We start from the raw sequence: 4,705 nt of genomic DNA, 5'->3' as shown, positions 1-4,705 counted from the left end.
CATTTTTGCCAGAAAGCGCTCTTTGCGGGTGGTTCTGCGTTTATGGACAAACTCACTGTCTGCGAAACTAAGCTGGCTCATGGACAGAAACTCAAGCTGGAAGCGATGGGAGTATTATCTCATGGCTAGGGACTTAATCGCACCTTCCCTAAAAGTAGAGCAGGATAGTGGAGACTGCCATAACGAGAGTGATTGAAAAAGTTAATAAGGCGGCTTTGCAATGAATAAACCGGACGTCCTGAATCATTATTCTTTTCGGTAAAACCGTTTTCTTTCTGTATGGGGAATTGAGCGTGGAGCATCGTCTTAAAGGATTATGAGATTACTTTCAAAGCCTTTACAATGGTGCGCGCATTATATGAACAGCTTCTGTCGTTTTCCTGTTAAAGACTGGAAATAGCAAGCCAAAAGAAAAAAACAGCCTTTTTGACAGGGATAAGACAGGATGTGCGTGCGTCGTCTTTGGATCGTTCTGGCAACGGTTTTACAGGGTTTACTGTGTTCTCTACAGACATCCGCCAATGACCCTGCTACCGGTGAGTTCCAGCGTCAACAGGAGCGTGAGAAGGCGCTCAGGGAGCAACAGGTGCGGCAGCCGGATGTCCGGTTGCAGACGACGCAAACGCTGAAGGAACGCCTTCCGGAAAATGAATCTCCCTGTTTTGCCATTGACCGGGTTCAGCTGACCGGTGACGCTGCGGACGCCTTTCAATGGGCACTTGAAGCTGCCAATGGTGATAAGGATCCGGCTACGGGGCGTTGCCTCGGGACCGCGGGTATTAACCTGGTCATGAAGCGGATACAGAATGCCATTGTTGAGCGGGGGTTCATTACCACACGGGTGTTGGCGGCGCCACAGGATCTGACCCGCGGGGTTTTAGTTCTGACCCTGGTGCCAGGTCGCATATCGGCCATACGGAGTCATGACCAATCTGATCCAGATGCCAACCTGCTCAATGCCTTTCCGGTCAGGACACTCACCTTAAAGGCGCTGTGGTGCAGGGTGACAAAGTGGTGGCCAACACAGGCGGTGACCTGAACATCGAAAGCCTGCAGGACGTCAGCACCTACCAGTCCGAACAGAAAAGCACAGGGCTCAGGGTCAGTGTCTGTGTGCCGCCTCTGTGTGCGGGCACCAGTAGCATCAGCGGGAACATCAGCAAGGGGGATACCCACAGCGACTACCGCAGCGTGATCGAACAGTCCGGCATCAAGGCGGGGGACAATGGCTTTGACATCACCGTACAGGGCAACACCGACCTGAAAGGCGGGCTGATCGCCAGCAGTGATCAGGCCATCCAGGACCATAACAACCAGCTGACCACAGGCACCCTGACCCGTTCCAATATTGAGAACCGGGCAGAATACGACGCCAGCAGTATCAGCCTGGGGGCGGGGATCGGCTTTGACAAGCCTTCGGACACGGAGAACAGTGCAGGCACTGCCAGTCACAATACACACAGCGAAACAAAAGACGGCTATGTGTACGACACCCTCACGCCTTTGCCTATCGCCATGGGTGCCAGCGACGAGGCCAGCAGCACCACCGGGAGCGGCATCTGACCATCACCGATGAAGAAAAACAACAACAGCTGACCGGTAAAAACGCGGAGGAAACCGTTGCCGAAGTCAATCGTGACGTGAACAGCAGCACCGGCAGCAACGCCCTTGATACCCTCTTTGATGAACAGGCCATCAACACCGCTTTTGAGATCACCCAGGCGTTTGCCCAGGAGGTGAGTACCCTTCTCTAAAAAGAATCAGCCAGAAGGCGGCCCAACTGGAAAGCGACAAAGGACTGATGAAGGAGAATGTTACAAAAGACCAATGTTCTTTATCTTTTCTTCACCTTCTGTTCTTTGCCGCTTCCACAGATGGCTTTGGCAATAACCTGTCAGGAGACTTCAGCAAGGTCATCGGTATGTCTGGGTGCCCGGGCTTCCCTCTGGGCAATATAGAGTGAAGCCAGAATAATGATGGTTGCCCCAAGCCACAGTCGGCCAGGTGGCACCTGGCTGAATACCAGCCAGCCTGCCAATACATTCATGGGCAGTTTGGCATGGTCAAACGGCTGAATATAGGAGGCATCTGCCACTTCATAGGCTTTGGCAATGGCCAGCTGGGCTATTCCTGTCAGCAGGCCTGCGGCAATCAGGAAGAACCACTCCTTGCCCTGGGGTAATGCAAAAACCGGAGCGGCCAGAATGGCATTAAAGGGGGCAATAAGCACCAGAAGGTAAAGGACGATGGTTGCCGAGTCCTCGGTCCGTGACTGGTATTTCACCATCAGTGAATAACCTGCCCAGAACACAGCGGCAATAACGGGCAGTAATGAGGCCATGGTAAAACCATCAGCCCATGGCTCAAGAATAATCATCGCGCCAGCAAAACCGGCCAGCGTTGCTCCCCAGCGCGCAATGTCCACCCGTTCGCCAAGAAAAATGCCAGAGCCAATCGTTGCTATAAGCGGTGATAACATCAGAAGAGCGATGCCCTGCCAGATAGGAACAGGCCAGGAAAGCGCCCATAGCCAGCATTGTACGCCCATCACTGCAAAGCCAACCCGCAATAAATGCTGCCAGGGCTGACGAGTCGTAAACAGGCGCCCCAGCCCCTGCTGCTTCATCCAGGGCAGTAAAATAGCCACGGCAATCAGGTATTGGAAAAAAGCGATATTGGGAGAGGCCACTCCCATGTTAAAGCTCAGGTACTGCCCGATGCTGTTAACACCGGCAAATGCTGCGCCAGCAGCCAGCATCCAGGCGGCTCCAAGAATGGGTTTATGGTGTTTTACTGCGCTCATGTCTGTTTTTGATTCCTCTTCCATCCGGACTCTAACCGTCGGCCCTGGCATTGGAATCATTATTTATCCGCACCAGATCTGCGCCCCTGAACCTTCTGATAAGGTTGGGTGCGCTCGCGGGCTTTTCCTGAAGGGAATTACCGCCGGCCGGGAATTTCACCCTGCCCTGAGAATAATTGAAGTAGCTGATAATAGCTGACTGGCATGCTAGCGCATCTTCGGCAGTGAAAACAGGGAAGGTTTTGCCAGTAGTCACTGAAAGGCGGCCCTCCCTGGTTTCTGCTCTATACCGCCTGCTTCATTTCGCTTCTGAACTCCTTGCGTTCCTGAAGCTCTCCTCCCAGCAGGGCGGTATCCGTGTAAAACTGCTCATACCACTTTCGCAGCTGGTAGACCGGGCCATCCCCTTCACAGAGCAGTGGGTTGTCGATTCGAACCTTGTTGTTCCAAATGGATACATCCTCAAAGAAGGCTTCCTGAGCGGTTTTGATATAGATTCTTGCGGCTTCACGATTCTGCTCCTGAGTGAGGCCCGGAATGTTTTTTACCAGTACGCCAAAGCGGAGGGTAAAGTTATTCTGATCGATAGGGACATGACAGTTGAGCAGTTTTGAGTACATTGGAATGCCGTTCACTTCGCCACTCATATGAGTGATCTGGTAGGAAGGGCCGTAGTATGTGGCGACGGATTTTAGTTCGCTGTCGTCTGGCAGGCGGCGGCTGGTTCCGATCATGGTCTGTTCAGCGGTGTGTCCCTCAAAAACATTGGAAAACAACTTGACGGGTGCGCCATGAACCGGGCCGAAGTGAGCCATATCGGCTACGTTATCCACCAGTTCCCGACAGTTGGTGGCAATGTGCATTTCCGAAATTTCCCAGTCGGCCCACCCGTCATCGTAACAGGCGCCAATCTGGGGAATGGCCTGCTCTTTAATGGGGGGATTGCCTTCGTGGTCATTCCAGATAAACAGTAGCTTGTTCTGTTCACAGGTGGGCCAGGCCTTGATTTTTGCCCGGGGAGGAATGCGTTTCGAATAGGGAATGTCATCGCAAACGCCTTCCGAGTTCCAGCGCCAGTCATGGAAAGGGCAGCGAATGGTATTGCCTTCAATGCACCCTTTACCCAGGTCGGCACCCATATGTGGGCAGTAGGCATCCAGAATGTGAACGTCTCCATCTTCACCCTGGAACGCCACCAGCCGGGTACCGAAAGCCTGGATGGTGTGGGCTTTGCCATCTTTATAACTTTCCGCTTTTCCCAGACAGTGCCAGCCTCTGGCGTATCGCTCGGGAATGGGCTTGGCTTCAATCCTGTGGACATTGCTCATCTTATCGTTCTCCTTGCTGTTTTGTCCCTGCACACAGTTGCGCTGGCGGCCTGAGCCGGGTCGTTCATTTCGGTAGCCTCCAACTCCCGCTTGTGTGGACGAAAAAAAGATGATGTTGATTCAAGTTTGCTTTTGCCGACATCGCAGAAGCGGTATTTTTATATAGGCAACATTCGTACCCATGTTTTTATTAAGCTTTGTTTGTTTGTAAACGCTTGTCAGCCATCGAGTTGATTCATCAATGGTTTAAAAAATGGTCGCCTGATGGCGTTTGTTCATGTTCTGTTTTGAAGCAGCGGGAGGGGGATTGGTTGCGGCGTGTTTCATTGAAGAGCAGACAAAGGTGATGAGTGCTCCGGGCAGTGGTTGATTGTCTGAATAATAAACAGATGAAAGCCTTTTTCTTTCCTTTTGGCAGATGATGCCTGGATGATAAAGCATCATCTGGGCGCTGTTCAAATTAAGTGTTGCTCTACCCAATGTATAGAAACTTGATCTAAAAAAGCCTCCTCTGAGAAGAGTTGAGTTTTAAGAAACCTTTTCCACCCGAGGTAACGAGACAGGTATTTTGTTG

4 protein-coding genes and 1 riboswitch are annotated in these 4,705 nt (G+C 52.0%); of the genes, 2 read left to right on the top strand and 2 right to left on the bottom strand.

The features are described 5' to 3' along the window. Window positions 1–451 precede the first annotated feature (451 nt). Together ACNRUY_RS25800 and ACNRUY_RS25795 are read left to right on the top strand one after the other, a co-directional pair. The gene (locus ACNRUY_RS25800; protein ID WP_488114537.1) at window positions 452–1,039 is read left to right on the top strand and encodes a POTRA domain-containing protein; all 588 of its coding nucleotides are present in this window, start codon (window positions 452–454) and stop codon (window positions 1,037–1,039) included. Beyond that, window positions 1,012–1,563: a hemagglutinin repeat-containing protein gene (locus tag ACNRUY_RS25795; RefSeq protein WP_488114536.1), complete on the top strand. Its 552-nt coding sequence runs from the start codon at window positions 1,012–1,014 to the stop codon at window positions 1,561–1,563. The genes ACNRUY_RS25800 and ACNRUY_RS25795 overlap by 28 nt, the downstream gene beginning before the upstream one ends. A 331-nt stretch (window positions 1,564–1,894) precedes the next feature. Here the strand turns inward: ACNRUY_RS25795 and ACNRUY_RS25790 are convergent, their stop codons facing one another. Beyond that, window positions 1,895–2,803, bottom strand: a complete 909-nt coding sequence (locus ACNRUY_RS25790; protein ID WP_488114535.1) for a DMT family transporter — start codon at window positions 2,801–2,803, stop codon at window positions 1,895–1,897. Between the two features lie 8 nt (window positions 2,804–2,811). Further along, window positions 2,812–2,981, bottom strand: a riboswitch (FMN riboswitch). A 106-nt stretch (window positions 2,982–3,087) separates the two neighbouring features. Continuing rightward, window positions 3,088–4,131: a 3-ketosteroid-9-alpha-monooxygenase, oxygenase component gene (locus ACNRUY_RS25785; RefSeq protein ID WP_488114534.1), complete on the bottom strand. Its 1,044-nt coding sequence runs from the start codon at window positions 4,129–4,131 to the stop codon at window positions 3,088–3,090. Window positions 4,132–4,705: the final 574 nt, after the last annotated feature.

The organism is Endozoicomonas sp. Z74, assembly GCF_057680865.1.
Note: the sequence above shows the minus strand (reverse complement) of the source record. Positions and strands in the feature narration are given on the sequence as shown.